Annotated in this window: 20 protein-coding genes; 13 read left to right on the forward strand and 7 right to left on the reverse strand. The window is 73.1% G+C overall.

What is annotated here, in order from left to right; all coding sequences use genetic code 11:
• Window positions 1-25 precede the first annotated feature (25 nt).
• The 9 genes from G7072_RS04755 to G7072_RS04795 all read left to right on the forward strand — a co-directional run bounded on the left by G7072_RS04755 (window position 26) and on the right by G7072_RS04795 (window position 11,299).
• Complete coding sequence (locus G7072_RS04755) at window positions 26-1,354, forward strand: PrsW family intramembrane metalloprotease (protein WP_166084485.1); 1,329 nt, start codon at window positions 26-28, stop codon at window positions 1,352-1,354.
• Window positions 1,309-3,060, forward strand: coding sequence for a GTPase domain-containing protein (locus G7072_RS04760; RefSeq protein WP_206063284.1), 1,752 nt, complete (start codon window positions 1,309-1,311; stop codon window positions 3,058-3,060). The genes G7072_RS04755 and G7072_RS04760 overlap by 46 nt, the downstream gene beginning before the upstream one ends.
• Window positions 3,057-4,706: a GTPase gene (locus G7072_RS04765; protein WP_206063285.1), complete on the forward strand. Its 1,650-nt coding sequence runs from the start codon at window positions 3,057-3,059 to the stop codon at window positions 4,704-4,706. Before G7072_RS04760 ends, G7072_RS04765 begins: the two co-directional genes overlap by 4 nt.
• A 168-nt stretch (window positions 4,707-4,874) precedes the next feature.
• Window positions 4,875-6,038 carry a sensor histidine kinase gene (locus tag G7072_RS04770; protein ID WP_166084487.1) on the forward strand — a complete coding sequence of 388 codons (1,164 nt, stop codon included), beginning with the start codon at window positions 4,875-4,877 and terminating at the stop codon, window positions 6,036-6,038.
• A complete protein-coding gene (locus G7072_RS04775; RefSeq protein ID WP_166084488.1) occupies window positions 6,035-6,718 on the forward strand; it encodes a response regulator transcription factor in 684 nt (227 codons plus the stop codon). The genes G7072_RS04770 and G7072_RS04775 overlap by 4 nt, the downstream gene beginning before the upstream one ends.
• A 212-nt stretch (window positions 6,719-6,930) precedes the next feature.
• Window positions 6,931-7,632, forward strand: coding sequence for a hypothetical protein (locus G7072_RS04780; RefSeq protein WP_166084489.1), 702 nt, complete (start codon window positions 6,931-6,933; stop codon window positions 7,630-7,632).
• Between the two features lie 221 nt (window positions 7,633-7,853).
• Complete coding sequence (locus G7072_RS04785) at window positions 7,854-8,318, forward strand: single-stranded DNA-binding protein (RefSeq protein WP_166084490.1); 465 nt, start codon at window positions 7,854-7,856, stop codon at window positions 8,316-8,318.
• A gap of 156 nt (window positions 8,319-8,474) precedes the next feature.
• The gene (ettA, locus tag G7072_RS04790; RefSeq protein WP_166084491.1) at window positions 8,475-10,157 is read left to right on the forward strand and encodes an energy-dependent translational throttle protein EttA; all 1,683 of its coding nucleotides are present in this window, start codon (window positions 8,475-8,477) and stop codon (window positions 10,155-10,157) included.
• Window positions 10,158-10,351: 194 nt separating this feature from the next.
• Window positions 10,352-11,299 carry a type IV toxin-antitoxin system AbiEi family antitoxin domain-containing protein gene (locus tag G7072_RS04795; RefSeq protein ID WP_166084492.1) on the forward strand — a complete coding sequence of 316 codons (948 nt, stop codon included), beginning with the start codon at window positions 10,352-10,354 and terminating at the stop codon, window positions 11,297-11,299.
• 148 nt (window positions 11,300-11,447) lie between these two features.
• Here the strand turns inward: G7072_RS04795 and G7072_RS04800 are convergent, their stop codons facing one another.
• Window positions 11,448-12,665 carry an acetyl-CoA C-acetyltransferase gene (locus tag G7072_RS04800; protein ID WP_166084493.1) on the reverse strand — a complete coding sequence of 406 codons (1,218 nt, stop codon included), beginning with the start codon at window positions 12,663-12,665 and terminating at the stop codon, window positions 11,448-11,450.
• A gap of 154 nt (window positions 12,666-12,819) precedes the next feature.
• On the opposite strand from G7072_RS04800, the gene G7072_RS04805 reads away from it, so the two are divergent.
• Window positions 12,820-13,683 carry a thioesterase family protein gene (locus G7072_RS04805; protein ID WP_166084494.1) on the forward strand — a complete coding sequence of 288 codons (864 nt, stop codon included), beginning with the start codon at window positions 12,820-12,822 and terminating at the stop codon, window positions 13,681-13,683.
• On the opposite strand, the gene G7072_RS04810 is transcribed toward G7072_RS04805, so the two are convergent.
• Both G7072_RS04810 and G7072_RS04815 read right to left on the reverse strand, forming a co-directional pair.
• A complete protein-coding gene (locus G7072_RS04810) occupies window positions 13,667-14,389 on the reverse strand; it encodes a methyltransferase domain-containing protein (protein WP_166084495.1) in 723 nt (240 codons plus the stop codon). The genes G7072_RS04805 and G7072_RS04810 overlap by 17 nt on opposite strands.
• Window positions 14,390-14,492: 103 nt before the next feature.
• Complete coding sequence (locus G7072_RS04815) at window positions 14,493-14,897, reverse strand: globin (protein ID WP_277343400.1); 405 nt, start codon at window positions 14,895-14,897, stop codon at window positions 14,493-14,495.
• A gap of 238 nt (window positions 14,898-15,135) precedes the next feature.
• On the opposite strand from G7072_RS04815, the gene G7072_RS04820 reads away from it, so the two are divergent.
• Window positions 15,136-15,561 carry an OsmC family peroxiredoxin gene (locus G7072_RS04820; protein WP_166084496.1) on the forward strand — a complete coding sequence of 142 codons (426 nt, stop codon included), beginning with the start codon at window positions 15,136-15,138 and terminating at the stop codon, window positions 15,559-15,561.
• Window positions 15,562-15,593: 32 nt separating this feature from the next.
• On the opposite strand, the gene G7072_RS04825 is transcribed toward G7072_RS04820, so the two are convergent.
• The gene (locus tag G7072_RS04825) at window positions 15,594-16,622 is read right to left on the reverse strand and encodes a mechanosensitive ion channel family protein (RefSeq protein WP_166084497.1); all 1,029 of its coding nucleotides are present in this window, start codon (window positions 16,620-16,622) and stop codon (window positions 15,594-15,596) included.
• Window positions 16,623-16,680: 58 nt separating this feature from the next.
• On the opposite strand from G7072_RS04825, the gene G7072_RS04830 reads away from it, so the two are divergent.
• Together G7072_RS04830 and G7072_RS04835 are read left to right on the forward strand one after the other, a co-directional pair.
• Window positions 16,681-17,031 (forward strand): hypothetical protein, encoded by a 351-nt coding sequence (locus tag G7072_RS04830; protein ID WP_166084498.1) that lies wholly within the window; start codon window positions 16,681-16,683, stop codon window positions 17,029-17,031.
• Entirely contained in the window at window positions 17,018-17,413 is a 396-nt protein-coding gene (locus G7072_RS04835; protein ID WP_166084499.1) for a TPM domain-containing protein, read from the forward strand. The genes G7072_RS04830 and G7072_RS04835 overlap by 14 nt, the downstream gene beginning before the upstream one ends.
• A gap of 41 nt (window positions 17,414-17,454) precedes the next feature.
• On the opposite strand, the gene G7072_RS04840 is transcribed toward G7072_RS04835, so the two are convergent.
• The 3 genes from G7072_RS04840 to pepN all read right to left on the reverse strand — a co-directional run bounded on the left by G7072_RS04840 (window position 17,455) and on the right by pepN (window position 21,571).
• Window positions 17,455-18,153 carry an alpha/beta hydrolase gene (locus G7072_RS04840; RefSeq protein WP_166084500.1) on the reverse strand — a complete coding sequence of 233 codons (699 nt, stop codon included), beginning with the start codon at window positions 18,151-18,153 and terminating at the stop codon, window positions 17,455-17,457.
• Window positions 18,150-18,896 (reverse strand): hypothetical protein, encoded by a 747-nt coding sequence (locus tag G7072_RS04845; protein ID WP_166084501.1) that lies wholly within the window; start codon window positions 18,894-18,896, stop codon window positions 18,150-18,152. Before G7072_RS04845 ends, G7072_RS04840 begins: the two co-directional genes overlap by 4 nt.
• Window positions 18,897-19,021: 125 nt before the next feature.
• Window positions 19,022-21,571 (reverse strand): aminopeptidase N, encoded by a 2,550-nt coding sequence (pepN, locus tag G7072_RS04850; RefSeq protein WP_166084502.1) that lies wholly within the window; start codon window positions 21,569-21,571, stop codon window positions 19,022-19,024.
• Window positions 21,572-21,630: the final 59 nt, after the last annotated feature.

A 21,630-nucleotide genomic window follows, 5' to 3' on the forward strand; every position in this document is an offset into this window, starting at 1 on the left:
GTCGCTCACTGGATACGCTCCGGAGGTGACCTGGGGCGTCGGTGAACAGCGTCCGCCGCAGCTCTGGGCTCCGGCGGCACACCCACCTGCCCACGGCCAGGGCCACGGCTGGAGCCAGGGGTGGGCACCGCCCCCGCTGCCGCCCGTCCCGCCGTCGCTCTCGAGCCGGCGCAACGCCCGCAGCATCGTCTTCGCGGTGCTCGTCGCAGTGGGGCTGCTCATCGGCGCCGGGGTCATCGGCTTCGTCTTCGTCGCCAGTGGCCAGCCCGAGGCGATCGCCGTCGGGTTCGTGCTCGCGCTGCTGCCGGTGGGGCCGCTCGTCGGCTGCTACCTGTGGCTCGACCGCTACGAGCCCGAGCCGGGGCGGCTGCTGCTCATGGCGTTCGGCTGGGGCGCCCTCGTGGCCACCGCGACCGCGCTCGTGCTGCAGGTCGTCGACGACAGCCTGAGCGGACGCGGCATGGTCTGGTCCGGCGTCGTCGTGGCGCCGATCTCGGAGGAGGCCGCCAAGGGCGCCTTCGTGCTGCTGCTGCTCTGGCTGCGCCGCCACGTCATCCACGGCGTGCTCGACGGGCTCGTCTACGCGGGGCTGGTCGGCATCGGCTTCGCCTTCACCGAGAACATCCTCTACTTCGCCGGGGCGTACGCCGGCGAGATGGGCCTGGGGCCGGGCGGCTTCGGAGCGGCGACCACGATCTTCGTCGTGCGCGGTGTCTTCAGCCCCTTCGCCCACCCGCTGTTCACCTCGGCGATCGGCATCGGGGCGGGGATCATGGTCGGCACGCGCCGCCGGTGGCTGCGCTGGCTGGCGCCGCTGGTGGGCTACCTCGTCGCGGTCGGTCTGCACGCGGCCTGGAACGGCTCGGCCTTCCTCGCCGACGGACGCTTCTTCCCGTTGACCTACTTCTTCGCCATGGTGCCGGGGTTCTTCGTGCTCGTCGGGCTGGCGATCTGGTTCCGGGTGCGGGAGGGTCGGATGCTGACCCGGTCGCTGACCGACCTGGCGCACCGCGGCTACCTGGGGCTCGACGAGGTCCTCTGGCTGGTGCGGCCCCCGGCTCGGCGTACCGCTCGCCGCAACGCGCGACGCCGCGGCGGCCCGGGGGCGGAGAAGCTGCTCAAGGACTACCAGCGGCAGGCCATCGAGCTGGCGGTGCTGCACGACCACGTCATGCGCGGTCACCGTGGTCGGCGCGGCCGCGACGCCGAGGACACGCACCGCCGCGGCGCCCACATGGCCCACCGGCTCGGGGTGCTCCGCGCCCACGTCACCGCGCCGCCGCAGCCGGCCTGGTCGGCCTGGTCGGCGTGGCCGCACCCCCACTCGTCCGGCTGGCCGCAGGGGTGGTCGTGACCGGTCTCGAGAGCACCCTGACCGACCTGCGCGACGCCCTCACCCGGGTCCGGCTGCCGCTGGAGACCCCCGAGGCCGCCCGCCACCGCGCCGCCCGCGACGAGGTCGTCGGCCAGCTCGACGACTACGTGCTGCCGCGGCTGCGCCAGATCGACGCCCCGCTGCTGGCGGTCGTCGGCGGCTCCACCGGGGCGGGCAAGTCGACCATGGTCAACTCGCTCGTGGGGCGCCGCGTCAGCGAGCCCGGGGTGCTGCGGCCGACCACCCGCGCCCCCGTCCTGGTCTGCCACCCGGACGACGTGGCGTGGTTCGACGACGACCGGGTGCTGCCCGACCTCGCCCGCAGCCACGGGCCGAGCCAGGACCCCGGTGCCGTGCAGGTCGTCACGGCCGACACCGTGCCCCGGGGCCTCGCCGTCATGGACGCGCCCGACATCGACTCCGTCGAGGTCCGCAACCGGGCGCTGGCGAGCCAGCTGCTGGCCGCCGCCGACCTGTGGCTGTTCGTCACCTCGGCCGCGCGCTACGCCGACCAGGTGCCGTGGGACTTCCTGCGCGCCGCGGCCGAGCGCAGTGCCGCCGTCGCGATCGTGCTGGACCGCACCCCACCGGCGGCCGTCGACGAGGTCGGCGCGCACCTGCGCGAGATGATGGACGCCCGCGACCTGGCCGCCTCGCCGCTCTTCACCGTCGCCGAGGTCGGCCTCGACGGCGAGGGCCTGCTGCCGGCCCAGCAGACCGCGCCGATCGCCGGCTGGCTGCACGACCTCGCCGCCGACTCCGACGCGCGGGCGAGCGTCGTGCGGCAGACCCTCGAGGGCGCGGTGGAGTCCGTCGTACGTCGCGCGCGCGGCATCGCGGAGGCCCACGGCGACCAGCGCGCCGCCGTGCAGCAGCTGCACCAGGACGTCGCACGCTCCTACGACCGCGCCCGTCGTGAGGTCGGCGAGGCGTCGGCCGACGGCAGCCTGCTGCGCGGCGAGCTGCTGGCGCGCTGGCAGGAGTTCGTCGGCGCCGGCGACCTGATGCGCTCGGTCGAGTCCAAGGTCGGCTGGCTCCGCGACCGCGTCACCGGCTTCTTCCGCGGCCAGCCCGCGCAGGTCGACCGCGTGACCTCGGCGGTGGAGACCGGCCTCGAGGCGTTGCTGGTCGAGCACGCCGAGGCGGCCGCGGAGCGCGCCCGTGACGCCTGGGACGGCTCGACCACCGGCCGCCAGGTGCTGTCCGAGCCCGGTGCGCGCGACCTGGGCCGGGCCTCGCGGGAGTTCCGTGGCGCGGCCGAGCGGGTCGTGCGCGACTGGCAGCGGGCCGTCGTGGAGCTGGTGCGCGAGGAGGGCCAGTCGCGCCGCACCACCGCACGCTTCCTGGCCTTCGGCGTCAACGGCCTCGCCGTAGCGCTCATGATCGTGGTCTTCGTCAGCACCGCCGGCATGACGGGCGCCGAGGTCGGCATCGCCGGCGGCAGCGCCGTGCTGGGGCAGAAGCTGCTCGAGGCGGTCTTCGGCGACCAGGCCGTGCGGCGGCTCACCGAGCTCTCGCGCCGTGACCTGGAGGAGCGGGTGGCGGCGGCGTACGACGGGGAGCGCGCCCGGTGGGACGAGGTGCTCGCCGCGCTGGGCGTGCGCACCGAGGACGGCGAGCGGCTGGACGCCGCGGTGGGCGCGGTCGAGCGGTCGCGGGTCGCCGAACCTGAGGCGCGGGCGTGAGCATCGCCGCGGGTGTGCGTCGGCTGACGGGACGCGGACCCGAGCTCCCGGCCCGGCTGGATGCGCTGCGCGAGGCCGTCGAGGCCACCGAGGGCCGGCTCGACCCCGACCTCCTGGCGCGGGCCGGGTCGCTGCTGGAGCGTGCCGAGGGACGTCTCGCCCTGGCCGGCGACCACACCGTGGTGGCGCTCGCCGGGGCCACCGGCTCGGGGAAGTCCTCGCTGTTCAACGCTCTCGCGGGCTCGACGTTGAGCCAGGTCGGCGTACGACGCCCGACGACGTCGTCGACCACCGCCGCGGCCTGGGGCGAGGCCGACGAGGTGCTCGCCTGGCTGGAGGTCCCGCAGCGCCACCAGGTCGGGGGCGACCCCGGGAGGCTCGGGGGACTGGTGCTGCTCGACCTGCCCGACCACGACTCCACCGAGGTCGCCCACCACGTCGAGGTCGACCGACTGGTGGAGGTGGTCGACCTGCTGGTCTTCGTGCTGGACCCGCAGAAGTACGCCGACGCCGCGATCCACCACCGCTACCTCGCCCCGCTGAGCACCCACCGCGACGTGATGATGGTGGTGCTCAACCACGTCGACGAGGTGCCGCCCGAGCGACGCCGTGACCTCGACCGCGACCTGGCCCGGCTCCTCGACGCCGACGGACTCACCGGCGTGCCCCGGCTGCAGACCTCCGCGCTGACCGGCGAGGGCGTCGACCACCTGCGAGACGTGCTTGCCGAGCGGGTCGCGGCGACCCGCGCCGCCGCGGCCAGACTGTCCGCCGACGTCTCGGCGGTCGCCGCCCGGATGGCCGAGGCGAACGGCTCCGCCGACGCACGCTCCGCCGAGATCGGCAAGGCCCACCGCACCGAGCTGGTCGGGGCGCTGGCCGAGTCGGCGGGCGTGCCCACCGTGGTGCGCGCCGTCGAGCGGTCGATGGTGCGCCGGGGCTCGATGCGCACGGGGTGGCCGGTGCTGGCCTGGCGGGCGCGGCTGCGGCCCGACCCGCTGCGTCGCCTGCACCTCGACCGTCTCCCGGGACGCGGGTCCGGCTCCGGCTCTGATGTCGACCGGGCCCCGGACCGCACCTCGCTGCCGGCCGCCGGTCGGGTCGAGCGGGCCCGGGCCGAGACCGCCGTACGTCGGGTGGCCGACGTCGTGGGGGAGCCGCTGGCCCCGGCCTGGCAGCGCTCCGTGCGCCGTGCGTCGCTGTCGCGCGCCGACGACCTCGAGGACGCCCTGGACCGCGCCGTCGCCGGCACCGACCTCGGCGTCGACCGGGTCCCGCTGTGGTGGCGGCTGGCCCGGCTGCTGCAGCTCGTGCTGGTCGTCGCGCTGCTGGCCGGTGCGGTCTGGCTGGGGCTCCTCGCCCTGGTCGACTTCGTCGCGATCCCGATCCCGGACCCGCCCGAGACCGAGGGCATCCCGGTCCCGACCCTGCTGCTGGTGGTGGGCCTCGCCGGCGGCTGGGCGCTGGCCGTGCTCTCGCGGGTGGTCAACGGCTGGGTGGCCCGGGCCCGGGGCCGCAAGGCGCGCCGGCGGCTGGAGGAGTCCGTCGCCGAGGTCGCCGACCGTCTCGTGCTGGCCCCGATCGGCGCCGAGGTCGAGGCCTACGCCCGCGCCCGTCGGGCGCTCGAGGTGGCTGCCGCCCGCTGAGCGCCGGCCGGGTTCTGGTCACTCCCCGCAGGGATGCCGGGTTCCGGGCGCTGCCCGCACCCGACGGCCCGTCCTGGTTGCAGGCGCCGACCAGGAACCAGCCGACCGGCCCGGAGATCCGTCGCGCGACGGATGTGGACGCCGGTCCAGGTGCCCTACGGTGCTGGGGTGCCGCACCTCCCCGAGCTGACCGTCGAGCGTCTGCGGCCGCCCGCGCTCCGGCAGCCGCCATGGATGGACCTGCTGCTCGCGGGGTTCTTCGTCGCGCTGACCGTGGCCGAGCAGGTCACCTCGACCGCCCCCCGGGCCCCGTGGCAGCTCGTGCTGGCCGTGCTGGCGATGGCCGCGCTCGCCGTACGGCGTCAGCTGCCGGTCGCGGTCGCCGTCCTGGTGGTGGTGAGCAACCTGCTCACGAACCCGCAGGGCGACTTCGCGATCCTGCTGAGCCTGGTGCTGGTGGCGTTCTCGGTGGGGTTCGAGACCGACCCGCCCCGCAGCGGGTGGGGGCTGGCGGTCGTGCTGCTGCCGTTCCTGGCGGTGCAGCTACCCGGCGGGGTGGAGCCGAGCGACCTCGCGGCGGCGGTGGTGTTCGTCGGTGGCCCGTGGGGCGTCGGTGCCGCGACCCGTCAGCGCACCCGGCGGGCGGCGGAGGCGATGGCCCGCGCGGAGCTGCTCCAGCGCGACCAGGAGGACGCGGCGGCGCGGGCCGTGGCGGAGGAGCGCACCCGCATCGCCCGCGAGCTGCACGACGTCGTCTCCCACTCGATCAGCGTCGTGACGATCCAGACGCAGGCCGTCCGCCGCCGGCTCGACCCCGCGCAGGAGCGGGAGATCGAGGACCTCGCCCGGATCGAGGCCACCGCGCGCGACGCGATGGCCGAGATGCGGCGGCTGTTCGGGGTGCTGCGCACCTCGGGCGAGCAGGTCGACCTGGCACCTGCGCCGGGGCTGGGCGAGCTGCCGGCGCTCGTGGGCCGCACCTCGACCTCCGCGGTGCCCGTCACGCTGCACGTCGAGGGTGCGCCGGTGCCGGTGCGACCCGGTCTCGACCTGGCTGCCTTCCGCGTCGCCCAGGAGGCGCTGACCAACGCCGCCAAGCACGCCGACGCCACCCGCGTCGAGGTCACGCTGACGTGGACCCCCGCGATGCTGACCGTGCGGGTGCAGGACGACGGTCAGGGGGCGGCGGACCTGAGCGGCGACGGCGCGGGCCAGGGACTGGCGGGGATGCGCGAGCGCGTCGCGCTGTACGGCGGTGCGGTCGACGTCACCACGTCGCCCGGCCGTGGCTTCACCGTCGAGGCCCGCTTCCCGCTCGAGGAGCCCAGATGAGCACTCCCATCCGACTCGTGGTGGCCGACGACCAGGGCATGATCCGCGCGGGCTTCCGCTCCCTGCTGGACGCCGAGCCCGACCTCGAGGTGGTGGGGGAGGCCGCCGACGGCGCCGAGGCGCTGGAGGTCGTGCGCGACCTGCGGCCCGACGTCACCCTCATGGACATCCGGATGCCGCAGCTCGACGGCATCTCCGCCACCCGGCAGCTGGTCGCCGAGGGGGTGGACACCCGGGTGCTGGTGCTGACGACCTTCGACCTCGACGAGTACGTCTTCGAGGCGCTGCGCGCCGGCGCCTCGGGGTTCATGCTCAAGGACGCCCCGGCCGACGAGCTGGCGGCGGCGATCCGGGTCGTCGCGGCCGGCGACTCCCTGCTGGCCCCGTCCATCACCCGGCGGGTCATCGACGCCTTCGTGGGGCGGGCGCCGACGCGACCCGCGCACGCCGTACCGGACGACGCGCTGGGGCGGTTGACGCCGCGCGAACTCGAGGTCCTGGGACTGATGGCGCGCGGCCGCTCGAACGCCGAGATCTCGACCGCGCTGTTCGTCTCCGAGGCGACCACGAAGACCCACGTCAGCAACGTCCTGGCCAAGCTCGGCCTCAAGGACCGGGTGCAGGCGGTCATCTACGCCTACGAGCACGGCGTGGTGTCGCCGGGCTCCGACCGGACCTGAGCCGACGCCTCCTGCTGCCGGGGGAGGCTCGCGCGTCCTGCTGGTGCGGCGTGCTCGTCCGCCCGGGGGAGGTCACCCTCCGTCGCGGGGACGAGGCGAAGATCCGTCCTCGGCCCGATCCGTGATGAGGCCCGGTCGCGGTTGGCTTCTTGTCAACAACACAACCGCTCCGGACCCGGGCTCCACCGGGTCGCTCCCGAAAGGACCTCGTGATGACCACCGTCACCACTCCCGCTCCCACCGACACGCACGCACCGGCTGCGTTGGCCGCCCGGCAGCCGTTCGGGCTGCGGATCCGGCGCTACCTGCTCGTGGCATCCCCGGTGATCGCCGCGGCCCTCGCGATCGCCGGCACCGTCGCCGACCCGGGCACCGGCACCACCGGCGAGGAGATGAACCGGATCTACACGAACAACCCCGACCCGCTGCAGTGGAAGTCCTTCCTGTTCCACTGGTCCTACGCCTTCTGGATCGCTCCGGCGCTGCTGCTCGCGCCCTACGTCCGGGGGAGGGGTCGCTGGCTGGCCAACGTCGCGGCCGTCCTCGGGTTCACGGGGATGACGACGATGCCGGGCATGCTGACCATCGACTACGTGGACTCGGCGATCGGTCAGATCTACGGCGTCGCGGCGATCGGCGAGTTCCACGCGTTCATCGACGACTCGATGTGGGGCCTGCCGGCCATGCTCGTGCCCGGTCTCGTGGGCTTCGCGCTCTCGCTGCCCGTGGTCTCCCTGGCGCTGTGGCGCGCGGGGCTGGTCCGCTGGTGGGCACCGGCAGCGGTCGTCGCCGGGATCGTGGCCTACGTCGGCTCGATGGCCGCCGTCTGGGGGACCTGCGTCGTGCTCGTGAGCTTCACCGTCTTCGCGGTGGCCCTGGAGCGAGCCACCCGAGGCAGGGTGCCGTCCGTCTGAGCCGCCCCCGGGCTCGGAGCACCCCTGAGGGGCCGTCCGCAGGTCGCACCTGCGGGCGGCCCCTGTCGTCGTGCGGGCCGGTTGCTGTCCACCGGTCGACGAACCGGCCGGCTCTCCACGACCGCAACCACGCGCCCCCGGGCGTCGGCGGCCGGCGGCGACAGTGGTGCCCACACGACGGAGCGCACCGGCGACCCGGGCGCAGGACGAAGGGGAATCAGATGCAGGACACGTACGTGACCTTCCAGGGCTGGGTGGGCAGCGAGGTCCGCCACCGGGTGGTCAAGGAGACCTCGGTGGCCAGCTTCCGCGTCGGGGTCACCCCGCGGCTGCGGCGCGAGGGGGACTGGGTGGACGGCGAGACCGGGTGGTACACCGTGACGGTCTGGCGCACGCTCGCCGACCACGTGCGCCAGTCGATCCGCAAGGGCGACCCGGTCATCGTCAGCGGCAAGCTGCGCACCGAGACCTGGACGCCCGAGGAGGGCTCGCCGAGCACCACGATGATCGTCGACGCCACGCTGGTGGGTCACGACCTCAACCGTGGCTGCAGCCACTGGTGGCGCGGCGACCGGCCGCAGGAGCTCGGCGGCGACGGCTCGCGCGAGGGCGGTCGCGCCGACGGCGAGACCCCGGGCGAGGGGGCGGAAGCGACCGACGCCGGGGGCGCGGAGCGGGCCGCCTGAGCCCGGGCCGCGACGCCGTCCGGCGCTCGGCGCACGGCTCCCGGCGAGAGCCGGGTCGGATCCTGTCCGGACGGACCCGACCCGGTGGCGCACCGCGCTGAGCGGTCCGCCGGTGATTGGAGCCGCGGGGCGGGCGCACCGTAGGCTGGGGCCACTATGGCTGAATACGTCTACACGCTGCGCAACGTGCGCAAGGCCCATGGTGACAAGGTCGTCCTCGACAACGTCACCCTCTCCTTCCTCCACGGCGCCAAGATCGGTGTCGTCGGCCCGAACGGCACCGGCAAGTCCTCGCTGCTGAAGATCATGGCGGGGCTCGACCACGCCAACAACGGCGACGCGATGCTCGACCCCGGCGCGACCGTCGGCATGCTCCAGCAGGAGCCCCCGCTCAGCGAGGGCCGCACGGTGCTGCAGAACATCGAGGAGGCCGTCGGCGACATCAAGGGCAAGCTCGACCGCTTCAACGCCATCTCCGAGGAGATGGGCAGCCCGGACGCCGACTTCGACACGCTGCTCGCCGAGATGGGCGACCTGCAGACCGACCTGGACCACGCCAACGCGTGGGACCTCGACAGCCGGCTCGACCAGGCCATGGACGCGCTGCGCTGCCCGCCGCCGGAGGTGCTCGTCGACCACCTCTCCGGTGGTGAGCGCCGCCGCGTCGCGCTGTGCAAGCTGCTGCTGCAGCAGCCCGACCTGCTGCTGCTCGACGAGCCCACCAACCACCTCGACGCCGAGTCGGTGCAGTGGCTCGAGGGTCACCTGGCGTCGTACCCGGGTGCCGTGCTGGCCGTGACCCACGACCGGTACTTCCTCGACAACGTCGCGAGCTGGATCCTCGAGCTCGACCGGGGCAAGGCCCACCCCTACGAGGGCAACTACACGACGTACCTCGAGACGAAGCAGAGCCGCCTCAAGGTCGAGGGCGCCAAGGACGCGAAGCGCGCCAAGATGCTCGAGCGCGAGCTCGAGTGGGTGCGCTCGAACGCCAAGGCGCGGCAGACGAAGAGCAAGTCGCGTCTCGCGCGCTACGAGGAGATGGCGGCCGAGGCCGACCGCATGCGCAAGATCGACACCTCGGAGATCAACATCCCGGCCGGTCCCCGCCTCGGCGACGTGGTGCTCGAGGCGCACGACCTCGAGAAGGGCTTCGAGGGTCGCACCCTCATGCACGACGTCACCTTCACGCTGCCGAAGGCCGGCATCGTCGGTGTCATCGGCCCCAACGGCGTTGGCAAGACGACGTTGTTCCGGATGATCACCGGCGAGGAGAAGCCCGACGGTGGCGAGCTGAAGGTCGGCCAGACGGTCAAGATCTCGTACGTCGACCAGAGCCGCGGCGGCATCGATCCCAACAAGAACGTCTGGGAGGTCGTCTCCGACGGCCTGGACTTCATCAAGGTCGCGAACTTCGAGATGAACTCCCGCGCCTACGTCGCCTCCTTCGGCTTCAAGGGCCCGGACCAGCAGAAGAAGGCCGGCGTGCTCTCCGGCGGTGAGCGCAACCGTCTCAACCTGGCGCTGACGCTGAAGATGGGCGGCAACATGCTGCTCCTCGACGAGCCCACCAACGACCTGGACGTCGAGACCCTGCAGTCGCTCGAGGACGCGCTGCTGGAGTTCCCCGGCTGCGCGGTCATCACCTCCCACGACCGGTGGTTCCTCGACCGCACCGCGACCCACATCCTCGCCTGGGAGGGCACCGACGAGGACAGTGCGAAGTGGTTCTGGTTCGAGGGCAACTTCGCCGCCTACGAGGCCAACAAGATCGAGCGCCTCGGCGCCGAGGCCGCCCGCCCCCACCGCGTGACCCACCGCCGCCTCACCCGCGACTGAGCTGCTGGTTTCACTAGGTACCTAGTGGTTCCGGCGCTTCCCGAGCGATACTTCGCTCGGGAAGCGCCGGTTTCGTCAGGGGAGCAGCGGTCACGACGGGCCGGACTTCGTCCCCAACCCCGGGAGACCTCCCGCTGCCCACAGCCCAGCACGACGTACGCCGTACGCCGTGCGCGGGGCCTGAGGGTGGGCACATGCGACTCGACCTCACCGACACCTCGTCCTCCGAGCCCACGATCCTCCTGCGCCGCGAGGCGCTCGCCGCGGGCGTCGACGACCGCGCCCTGCGTCGAGCCGTGCGGGCCGGGGAGCTCGTGAGGGTGCGTCACGGTGCCTACATCGCCGCCGACGACTGGGGACGTGCGGACGGGCGCGAGCGCCACCTCATCACCGCGCGCGCCCTGCACCGCACTCACGGCGATCGCGTCGCGTTCAGCCACCACACGGCAGCGTGCCTGCACGGGTTGGACCTGTGGGACGTCGACCTCCGCAGGCTGCACGTCACCCGAGCGGACGACAAGCACGGGCGTCGAGCGAACGACGTGGTGCACCACCAGGGGCTCGTCGAGCCCAACGAGCTGACCTGGGTCCGCGGACTGCCGGTCGTCCCCGTCTCCCGCGCCGCGCTGGAGTCGGCATCGCTGGTGTCCCTCGAGCAGGGCCTCGTCACGCTCGACTCGGCCCTGCGGAACGACCTGTGCGACAAGGAGGCGCTGGCGCACCGGTACGCCGCGGTCGGAGGGTGGCCGCACAGCCTCGGGCTGCAGCTCGCGGTCACCCTGGCGGACGGGCGTCACGAATCGGCGGGGGAGACCCGCACCGGTCACCTGCTGTGGCGCTCCGGACTGCCTGCGCCGGTGCCGCAGCTCGAGATCCTGCTGGACGGCAGGGTCATCGCGCGCGTCGACTTCGCCTGGCCTGAGCACGGTGTGGTCCTCGAGTTCGACGGTCGCAAGAAGTACCTGAAGTACCTCCGCCCCGGGGAGAGCGTGACCGATGCGGTGCTGCGCGAGAAGAAGCGGGAGGACCTGATCCGCGAGGTGACCGGGTGGATCGTCATCCGCGTCGTCTGGGCCGACCTCGCGGACCCCCGCCGGCTCGTCGCCCGGATCGAGCGGGCGATGCGGCGCGCCGCGGCCTGAGGGACCTCGGGGGTCGGTTCGGGAGAGAACGGGTCGGTGCGAGGGCGCCGTACGACGGATGCTTCCCGCACGAAACCGGCGCTTCCCGAGCGAAGTTTCGCTCGGGAAGCGCCGGTTTCACTAGGTACCTAGTGAAACCGACAGGGCCTCAGCTGAGGCGCTCGAGGACTAGCGCCATGCCTTGGCCGCCACCGACGCACATGGTGATGAGGCCGGTCTGCTTGTCGTGGTGCTGCAGGGAGTTGATCATCGTCGACTGCAGGCGGGCGCCGGTCATGCCGAAGGGGTGTCCCACGGCGATGGCGCCGCCGTTGACGTTGAGCCGGTCGAGGTCGATGCCGAGGTCCTGGTAGGACGGCACGACCTGGGCCGCGAACGCCTCGTTGATCTCGACGAGGTCGATGTCGCCGACCGACATCCCGGCGCGCTCCAGCGCCTGCTTCGACGCCTCGACCGGGCCGAGCCCCATGATCTCGGGCGACAGCCCGGTCAGGCCGGTCGACACGATGCGCGCCAGCGGGGTGAGCCCCAGCTCGGCGGCCTTGGTGTCGCTCATGACGACGACCGCGGCGGCGCCGTCGTTGAGCGCGCAGCAGTTGCCGGCGGTCACGACACCGTCGGGGCGGAAGACCGGCTGCAGCTGCGAGACCGCGTCGTACGTGACGCCCGCGCGCGGACCGTCGTCGGTGGAGGCGACCGAGCCGTCGGGCAGCGTCACCGGGGTGATGTCCTTGGCCCAGAAGCCGTCGTTGATCGCCTTCTCGGCCAGGTTCTGCGACCGGACGCCGAACTCGTCGAGCTCCTGGCGCGAGAGGCCCTTCATGCGGGCGACGTTCTCCGCGGTCTGCCCCATCGCGATGTAGGCGTCGGGCAGCAGCCCGTCCTCGCGCGGGTCGTGCCAGTCCTGGCCGCCCTCGGCGTACGTCTTCGTGCGCGCCTCGGCGTCGGCGAACAGCGGGTTGTGCGTGTCGGGCCAGTGGTCCGAGGTGCCCTTCGCGAAGCGGGACACGGTCTCGACACCGGCGCTGATGAAGACGTCGCCCTCGCCGGCCTTGATGGCGTGGAAGGCCATCCGCGTGGTCTGCACCGACGACGAGCAGTAGCGCGTGATCGTGGCACCGGGCACGTTGTCCATCCCGAGCAGCACCGCGACGATGCGGCCCAGGTTGTTGCCGGACTCGCCGCCGGGCAGGCCGCAGCCGAGCAGCAGGTCGTCGATGTCGTCGGTCGACAGCGCGGGCACCTTGTCCAGCGCGGCCCGGACCATCTGGGCGGTCAGGTCGTCGGGGCGCATGTCCTTCAGCGACCCCTTGTTGGCCCGTCCGATGGGGGAGCGGGCGGTGGCGACGATGACGGCCTCGGGCATGGGTTCTCCGTTCGGTGGGCGACCCCGGACGGTTCCGGCGGGCCGCGGGTGACACGGTCGGACACGGTGCTGAAACGGCGGCAGTCAGTCACACCTCCGCCGTACGGCGAGACCGCCCCGGCCACCCTAGTGAGGAATCTGCCAGCATGCAGGTGTGACTCGTCACCTCTACCGCTGTCCTCTGCGCTGGGCCGACATGGACCAGCTCGGCCACGTCAACAACGTCACGTACGTCGACTACCTCCAGGAGGCGCGCGTCGACATGCTGCGGCTGCACGCCCCGGTGTCGGGCGGCGAGGAGCTGGCCGAGGGCGTGGTGGTCGTCAAGCACGAGGTCGACTACCGGGTGCCGCTGGTCTACCGCGAGGAGCCGGTCTCCATCGAGACGTGGGTGACCAAGGTCGGCGCGGCCTCGTTCACCATGGCCTACGAGATCTTCGACGAGGACGAGCACGGCGAGCGCACGGTCTACGTGCAGGCGCGGTCGCAGCTGGCGCCGTACGTCTTCTCGACGGAGTCGCCGCGCCGCATCACCGCCACCGAGCGCGACGTCCTGGCCCAGCTGAGCGACGACGACGAGGGACCCCGGCCGCGCACCGGCCGCCTGGCGCGCGACTCCGGCGAGGCGCGGCGCCACCGCTACGACTGCCACGTCCGCTTCTCCGACGTCGACCTCTACCGCCACGTCAACAACGTGACGTACTTCGAGTACGTCCAGGAGGCGCGCATCGCGATGATGAGCAGCCTCGTCGAGGGCGGCATCGCCCGGTGGAGCCTGGTGGTGGGCGCGATCGACGTGGAGTACGCCCGGCCGATCCTGCTGCGCCCGGACCCCTACCCGATCGACTCGTGGGTCGAGAGCGTCGGCCGCTCGTCCTTCGTGGTCGCCTCGGAGATCTCCGACGGCGAGAACGTGCTGTCGCGGGCGCGCGCCGTCATGGTGACCTTCGACCCCGAGACCGGGCACTCGGTGCCGTTGAGCGACTCCGAGCAGGCCGCCCTCAGCGCTCGGCCCTGAGCATCAGGTGCCCCATGAGCGCGGGGTGGTCGAGGGTGTAGGCGGCGCGGTTCCAGGCGGTCGCCACGCCCTTGAGCGGGGGAGGCAGGTAGGGCTCGTAGAGCCGCGGCAGGTCCCACATCCGCAGCTCGACGCGGGAGAAGCCGGCGTCCTCGAGCCGGTGCGCGACCGAGCCGATGCTGTTCATCCGGTACTCCGTGGGCACGTGGTACTCCTGCACCACCTCGGGGTCACGGACGCGCCGCAGCAGCCACTCGTCGACGCCGAGCCGTGAGGTGGCCCAGGTGGTGAGGCCGAAGTAGTGCCACCGGTTGAGCGTCAGCGCCAGCAGGCAGCCGCCGGGGCGCAGCACCCGTGCGGCGGCCTCGGCGAACGCGGCAGGGTCCGCGACGTGCTCGAGCACGTAGACGGCGAACGCGACGTCGAAGCTCTCGGGGTGGTCGGGCGCGAACTGCTCCAGCGTCATCCGGTGACGCTCGTCGGCGACGGTGTCGAGGTCCACCCGTGCGCTGGGGTCGACGCTCACGACACGCCCCGCGCGTCGTCGTACGCCGGGCAGGGCGCCCGACCGGTTGCAGCCGCCACCGATGTTGAGCACGTCGGCCCCGGGCGGGGTCGACTGCGCGACCCACCGGGCGAACGCGCGCACGGGTCGTTGCGGCGGCGGTGTCACGACGACCGTCGCCGGGATGGTGACGCCGCGCACGCGTCGCTCGAGCCGCCCGACCATCCTCCATGGCAGCACCGCGGACCGGCGGATCCCAGGGACCGTCGTCCCCCGTCGGGGCGTTCCCGATGGCCCGGGTGGACTAGTCCTCGGTGTTGAGCATGAACTCCGCGGCGTAGGTGACGTAGCCCCAGAACTTGGCGTCCTGGTCGGGCGTCAGGTGCGCCTCGTCGAGCCCGACACGGAAGTGCTCGAGCCAGTGCGCCTGCGCCTCGCGGTTGACCGTGAAGGGAGCGTGCCGCATCCGCAGCCGCGGGTGCCCCCGCTCCTGGGAGTACGTCGTGGGGCCGCCCCAGTACTGCGCCAGGAAGAGGCGCAGACGGCGCTCCGCGGAGCCGTCGGCGAGGTCCTCCGCGGGGTACATCGGTCCCAGCACCGGGTCGGTGGCCACGCCCTCGTAGAAGCGCGCCACGATCTTCTCGATGGTGGGCATGCCGCCGATCTCGTCGAAGAACGACTGCTCGGTCGGGGGGAGGGTCTCGGTCACGGGCCCAAGTCTGTCAGGCGTCGTCGTACGAGCCGCCTCGGTGCGCCACACGTGACGCTTCGCTGCGACACACGTGACGCTTCGGCGCGACACACGTGACGCTTCGGTGGATTCTCAGCGGGCGAGGACGGTCGGCGTGGGGCCATCGGGGCCGGGTAGGTTCGCGGCACGACGGCGTGGGACCACCCCCGCGCGGTCGACCGACGCGAAGCACCGCACACGACGAAGGAGATGCACCATGGCGACTGTCCGCCACGCCTCGACCCACTGGGAAGGCTCGCTGTTCGAGGGCTCGGGTCAGGTGACCCTGAAGTCCTCCGGCCTCGGCACGTACGACGTGTCCTGGCCCTCGCGCGCCGAGGAGGCCAACGGCAAGACCAGCCCCGAGGAGCTGATCGCCGCGGCCCACTCGTCCTGCTTCTCGATGGCGCTGTCCAACGGCCTGGCGCAGGCCGACCACGCCCCGCAGGCGCTCGACGTGACCGCCAACGTGACCTTCGTGCCGGGCACGGGCATCACCGGCATCAAGCTGACCGTGGTCGGCACCGTCGAGGGCATCTCGGCCGAGGACTTCGCGGCCGCCGCCGAGGAGGCCAAGAAGAACTGCCCGGTCTCGCAGGCGCTGACCGGCACCGAGATCACGCTGGAGGCGTCGCTCGCCTGAGCGGCCCCACCGCACCCCGGAGGGCCGGGGCCTCAGTCCGAGGCCCCGGCCTTCTCGTGCACCGGTCCCCCGCCGGCCGGACCGTCCGGGGCGTCGCGGTGCCAGACCACGCGCTGCGGCAGCGGCATCTCGATGCCCTCGGCGCGGAAGCGCTCGCTGATCTTCTGGCGCAGGTCGCGGGCGACCGCCCACTGCTCCAGCGGCACGGTCTTGAGCGCCACCCGCACGATCACCGCGTCCGGGTCGATGCGCTCGACGCCCCAGACCTCGGGCTCCTCCATGACGAGCTCGCGGAACCCGCGGTCCAGCCACAGGTGGTGGAAGAGGTCGGTCAGCACGCGGCGGACCCGGGCGAGGTCCTCGCCGTAGCCGACCTTGATGTCGAGGACCGCGCGCGCCCAGTTCTGGCTCATGTTGCCCACGCGCAGGATCTCGCCGTTGCGGACGTACCAGACGGTGCCGTTGACGTCGCGCAGCCGGGTCACGCGCAGGGTCACCGCCTCGACGGTGCCGGTGGCGTCACCGACGTCGACCACGTCGCCGACGCCGTACTGGTCCTCGAAGAGCATGAAGAGGCCGGACAGGAAGTCCGACACGAGCGACTGGGCGCCGAAGCCGAGGGCGACGCCGACGATCCCGGCGCCGGCGATCAGCGGGCCGACGTTGACGTCGAACTCGGAGAGCACCATGACGCCGGCGATGGCGAAGATCGCGAACGACGCGACCGAGCGGAGCACCTGGCCGAGGGTCTCGGCGCGCTGCTTGCGCCGCTCGCGGGCGACCCGGGCGGTGAGGTGCGCGGACTCGTCGGCCTCGGCCAGCGAGCCCTGGCCCACGGGCACGACCCCGTGGGCGGCGCGGCGCACGACGCGCGCGACGACCTTGTAGACCAGCCAGCGGGCGATCCAGGCCACGATGAGGATGAAGAGGATGACCGCGGGCTTGGCGATGAGCCAGTCCGCTGCCGCCGCCAACCAGTCGTTGCCGGTGGCGTCGGAGACGGTCCGGCAGAGCCAGTCCTCCTGGGCGCATTCGGGGGGAGTGGTGGTGAGCGAGATCATCCGAGCAGGCTAGGTGATCGGGCCGGGGTGGTCCGAGCCGACCGGTAGGCTGAGCCGTGTGAGAACCGACATGCCGACCGCTCTGCGACGTCTCGCCGTCCTGACCACCGGTCTCGCGCTCGGAACGGCCGCCTCGCCGGCCTCCGCCGAGCCCCCGACCGCCTGGGAGCAGGCCGAGGACCCCTCCACCCTGGAGTTCCTCACGGTGCTCGTGGGGATCCCGCTCGCGATCATCGCGGTCCTCGCGCTGCTGACCTACCTGCCCTCGATGATCCGCGGACAGTCCACCGAGCCCGCGCTCGTCTTCCGCGAGCGCAGCGAGTGGTTCGGCGGCCCCCGCAAGACCCCGGCCGCCGACGAGGTCCCCGCGGACCGTCAGCCCGTGGGAGGTGCCGGTGCCCAGTTCTGACGGCTTCACCGCCGCCGAGCGGCAGCAGATCGACCGCGCCATGCGCGACGCCGAGACGGTCTGCCGCTTCGAGTTCTCCGTCTTCGTGGGCCCCACCGAGGGTCCCTCCCGGGAGTACGCCGAGCGCCTGCACGCCGCGCTCGTGGCCCCCGACCGCTCCATCCTGCTGCTGATCGACCCCGCCGCCCGGGTGCTGGAGATCGTGACGGGGTCCGTGGCCCGCCTCGAGCTCGAGGACAAGGAGGTGCGCCTCACAGTGGTCGAGATGCAGTCGCAGCTGGCCCACGACGACCTCGTCGGCGCGATCACCCGCGGCATCGACCGGCTGGCCCAGCAGGCCCGCAAGCCGCGCAGCCTGCACACCTCGCACAACCAGACCTGACGCCCCGGCCGCTCGTCCGTGGGGCCGGCGCCCGGCCGGCGTCAGCGAGGAGCGACGCGGCTACGTCGCTCGAGCGCCAGGACGTCCGCGGCGACTCGGTCCGGTGTCCACAGGAACTGCAGGTGGCCGCCCTCGCGCGTGAGGAGCGGCCATCCCTGGGCGCCGGCGAAGGCGACCTCGTCGGCGTAGGTGTCGCCGAAGGCGAGGTAGGCGGTGGGCTCCGCCGCCCACCCGTCGGGCACGTCCACCGTGCTGTCGAGGTAGCCGAGCGGGACGCGGGGGCAGTCGCGCTCCAGCGCGGGCAGCACCTCGCCCGGCACCAGCGCCTCGAGCGTGGCGCGTGGCCACCAGTCCGTCCAGGGCGGCAGCAGGCCGGTGTCGTCGGCCAGCGAGGCCGCGAAGTCGCGGAAGCCCGCCGGGGCCAGGGCGGCACGTCGTCGACCGGCCGGCGGCAGCGCGGCGTCGACGTGCACGACCACCGCCCCCGGAGCGGCCCGGGCGCGGACCGCGGGGGCGAGGTAGCCGGCGTTGCTGTGGGCGACGATCAGGTCGGGGCGCAGGTCGCGCGCCACCGCCGACCAGCGCTCGACGAGCTCCCCGCCCGTGGTCGGCCCGGAGGGGTCGGCGAGCACGGCCGGGCGTGCCCCGTCGGTCGTGGGTGCCGCGCCGGCCAGCGCCTCGAGCAGCCCCGTGTAGGCGGAGGACGGCAGCAGGGGACTGGGGAGGAGGACGACGCTCACGGTTCCGGGGTGCCCCGGCTGGTCGGCTCGTCGAGCGTGGCCCACACGCCGAGGACCAGCGCCACGACCGAGGCGACCGCGGTCAACGGGTCGTAGGCGTCGAGCGCGAACTGCGGCCACACCACGAGCGCACCCATGAGGGCCAGCAGCGCCACCGGCACGCCCCGGCGGCGCAGCGCCGCGTGCACGACCCCGAAGCACAGGACCGTGCCGGCGACGAGGGCGACCTTCGCCGTCCCGAAGTCGAGCACCCGCAGGGTCACGGCGTACCCGACGGCCAGCAGGCCGCCGGACAGCAGCACCTGCGGCAGCCGGTGCATCCCCAGGAGCAGCTGCTGCACGACGCCTCGTCCCAGGAGCTCCTCGCTCGCACCGGTGACGACGAACGCCACCAGGAAGACGCCCGGCGGCACCTGCAGCTGCAGGACCACCAGCAGCTCGAGGGCCACGACCGGCACCAGCAGGCCCCACGACGCGCGCGGCGGGACGCCGACGAGCCACGGCGCCCGCCACCACCCGAACGCCGCCAGGGCGCCCAGCGGGACGAGGAGGGCGGCCGCCGGTGGCAGCACGAAGGCTCCGGCCGGGGACCCGTCGGGGCCCCAGGCCACCAGCGCCCAGAAGACGACCTGCCAGGCCGCCACCAGCGCCACGGCCAGGGCCAGCGCCGCCCCGATGCCCAGCGCAGGGCCGCCCTCCGGCCGCGTGGACGCACCGTGGGCGCCCCGGGAAGCCGCCGTCACGGCGCGGTTCTCGCTCTCACGGCGCCCATCCTCCCCGAGAGCCGACCCCCTCCGGCGCGAAACGTCGCGCGTACACCCGCGACGTTTCGCGCGTACACGAGCGACGCTTCGCCGCAGGAGGGGGGTCAGTTGACGGCGGCGTCGAACGCCTGGGCGGCGAGCGCCCGGCGTACGTCGTCGGCGCCCTCGCGCACGAAGCGGACCGCTCCCGGGTTGGCCGGGTTGTCGGCCAGCCAGGCGTCGACCCGGTCCAGCACGGCCTGGGTGGCGTGGGTGCGGGGGAACATCCACTGCAGCACCACGCGGGAGCGCTGGACGCCCTTGGACTCCCAGATCGTCTCGGCGGCCTCGAGGTAGCGGTCGACGTACGGCGCCAGCAGCGCGTCGTCGCCGGACTCCTGGAAGTGCACCGCGATCTGGCGCTGGGTCTCGTTGGGCGTGTTGTCGCGCTCCACCGCGGTCTGCCAGGCGGCCTCCTTGGCCTCCGGCGTGGGGATGAGCGCCCGTGCCGAGGCGGCCCGCTCGCGGCCCGAGATGGTGCCGTCGCGCTCCTGCTCGGCGGCGATCTCCTCCTCGCCGGCCCGGCCCCGGCGGACGGCGGCGTAGAGCAGCAGCCAGCGCAGGTCGGGGTCGAGCGAGAGGCCCTCGAGGGACTGCGACCCGTCGTACCAGCCGACGAGCAGGTCGAGGGTCTCGTCCGCGTGGGCGGCGGCCGTCAGGGCCCGCACCAGGGCCAGCTGGTGGTCGCTGCCCGGCTCGGCGGCGAGCGCCAGCTCGCGCACGCCGGCGTCCCACCGGGCCCGGAGCGCCTCGCGGTGCTCGGGTGCGGAGTAGACGTCCACGGCGGTCTGGGCGTAGCGCAGCAGGGCGCTGACCGCGGTCAGGTCGCTCTCGGTGGCCACGCCCTGGAGCACCAGGGAGGCGAAGGCAGTGGCCGACAGCTCCGCGTCGCGGGTCATGTCCCAGGCGGCGCCCCAGCACAGGGCTCGTGCCAGCGAGTCGTCGAGGGTGTCGATCGAGGCGACCAGGGTCGCGAGCGAGCGGTCGTCGAGGCGGATCTTGGCGTAGGACAGGTCGCCGTCGTTGAGCAGCAGCAGCGCCGGCTGGGACCGGCCGACCAGCTCCGGGATCTCCGTGGAGGCGCCGTCGACGTCGGTCTCGACGTGGTGGGTGCGCACCAGCCGGCCGCCGTCGACCTCGTAGAGGCCGATGCCGATGCGGTGCGGGCGCAGGGTCGCGAAGTCGGGGTGGTGGCTCTGCTCGACCGCGAACGACGTGAAGGTGCCGGCCTCGTCGACGTCGAAGGACGGACGCAGCGTGTTGACGCCCGACGTCTGCAGCCACGCCTTGCTCCAGGCGGCCAGGTCACGTCCGGAGACGGCCTCGAGGGCCGTCACCAGGTCGCCGTACTCGGTGTTGCCGAAGGCGTGCTTGGCGAAGTAGTCCCGCAGCCCGCTGAGGAACTCCTCCTCGCCGACGTAGGCCACCAGCTGCTTGAGGATCGAGGCGCCCTTGGCGTAGGTGATGCCGTCGAAGTTGACCTCCACCGCCTCGAGGTCGACGTTGTCGGCGACCACCGGGTGGGTGGAGGGCAGCTGGTCCTGGCGGTAGGCCCAGTTCTTGCGGGCGTTGGTGAAGCCGGTCCAGGCCTCGGTGTACTTCGTGGCCTTCACCGAGGAGTGGTGCGCGGCCCACTCGGCGAACGACTCGTTGAGCCAGAGGTCGTCCCACCACTTCATGGTCACCAGGTCGCCGAACCACATGTGGGCCATCTCGTGGAGCACGGTGTTCGCGCGCTGCTCGTAGAAGGCGTGGGTCTGGCGGGACCGGGGGAGGTACTCGTCGCGCAGCGTGACGCAGCCGGCGTTCTCCATCGCGCCCATGTTGTACTCCGGCACGTAGGCCTGGTCGTACTTCCCGAACGGGTAGGGGTAGCCGAAGGCGTCCTCGAAGAACGCGAAGCCCTGCTTCGTGACCTCGACGAGCTCCTCGACGTCGAGGTGGGCCACGACCGACTGGCGGCAGAAGTGGCCCAGCGGGATGGTGCCGTGCGGGCCGTCATAGGAGTGGTGGACCGCGTGGTACTCCCCGGCCACGATCGCGGTGATGTACGTCGACATGCGCTCGGTCGTGCCGAACGACCAGCGGGCGCGGCCCTCGTCGAGGGTCTCCGGCTCGGGGGTGGCGGCGTTTGAGATGACCGTCCAGCCCTCGGGGGCGGTGACGGTGAAGGTGAAGACCGACTTCAGGTCGGGCTGCTCGAAGGTGGTGTAGACGCGGCGGGCGTCCGGCACCTCGAACTGGGTGTAGGTGTAGACCCGGTCGTCGACGGGGTCGACGAAGCGGTGCAGGCCCTCACCGGTGTGGGAGTAGGGCAGCAGGGCCTCGACGACCAGCTCGTTGTCGTCCGCCAGCCCGGTCAGCGCGATGCGGTGGTCGGCGTACACCTCGAGCGGGTCGAGGTCGCGACCGTTGAGGCTGATGCGGCGCACGTCGCCGTCGACGAGGTCGGCGAAGGTCTCCGCGCCCGGCTCCCGGCAGGTGAACCGCAGGGTGGTGGTGCTGGCGAAGACCTTGTCGGAGACGGTCAGGTCGAGGTCGACGACGTAGGACGTGGCGTCGAGCAGACGGGCGCGCTCAGCGGCCTCGTCGCGGGTCAGGTTGGTTCCGGGCATGGCTCATCAGTACACCACCGGCCCAGGGCCCCCCAAACCCGCCCGCGGCCGGGCTCCGG

Origin of the sequence: Nocardioides sp. HDW12B (assembly GCF_011299595.1) — a bacterium.
GTDB lineage: Bacteria > Actinomycetota > Actinomycetes > Propionibacteriales > Nocardioidaceae > Marmoricola_A.